Raw genomic sequence first — 835 nt, 5'->3', positions numbered from 1 at the left:
TCTGTCCTTTAAACTGGCCGTCGTTGAGCAGGTTGAAAAAGGTGAGATGACATATCGTCAGGCTCAGGAGCGCTTCGGTATCCAGGGGTGCTCCACCGTTCTTAACTGGCTGCGTAAGTATGGCCAGCTGGACTGGCACTCTTCAGCGCAGCGCAGCACACGTGGAGGACTCATGACAAAATCCCTTCCCCTTACCCCCGAACAGCGTATCAAAGAGCTTGAACAGCAGCTGGCCGAATCCGAAGTGAAGGCGCAGTTCTTTGAGGCCGTCGTGAAGGTCATGAACACTGAGTTCGGCGCCACGCTGACAAAAAAGCAGTTAGCTTCGTTATCGCGCAGGCAAAAACACCCGGACTGACCATCGTCAGAGTCTGCCGGTTTTTAAAGATAAGCCGTCAGGCCTGGTATCAGGGATGTCAGCGCGGGCAGCGTAAGGCAGAGCAGGCCAGCCGCATTACCGGGGAGGTGAAAAACCTCAGGATGCAGCAGCCGCGGCTGGGCACGCGTAAGCTGCACCATATCCTAAACTGTCGGGATGACCCTGCACTGCATATCGGGCGGGACAGCCTGTTTACCGTCCTGCGGCAGGCCGGCCTGCTGGTACGTCCGGCCAGGGCTTATCATAAAACAACCCACAGCCATCATCGTTTTTATAAGCATCCGAACCTGCTGAAAGCCGGTCCGGAGCAGGCCGTCATCTCCGGCCCTGAGCAGGTGTGGGTGGCGGACATTACCTGGCTTCCGGTCAGGACCGGCACGGCTTACGTGAGCCTGGTGACTGACGCGTTCTCACGGAAAATAGTGGGTTATCACGTGCATGAAAGTCTCCATACAG

General features: G+C 56.8%; 1 pseudogene. It reads left to right on the top strand.

The annotated features are described in order from the left end of the window. Position 1 precedes the first annotated feature (1 nt). Positions 2 to 835, top strand: a pseudogene (locus tag N5J69_RS22170) (IS3 family transposase); the annotation flags it as partial.

Origin of the sequence: Pantoea sp. GD03673, from assembly GCF_029844725.1 — a bacterium.
Taxonomy (GTDB): Bacteria; Pseudomonadota; Gammaproteobacteria; order Enterobacterales; family Enterobacteriaceae; genus Pantoea.
This window is presented reverse-complemented; position numbering and strand designations above follow the sequence as displayed.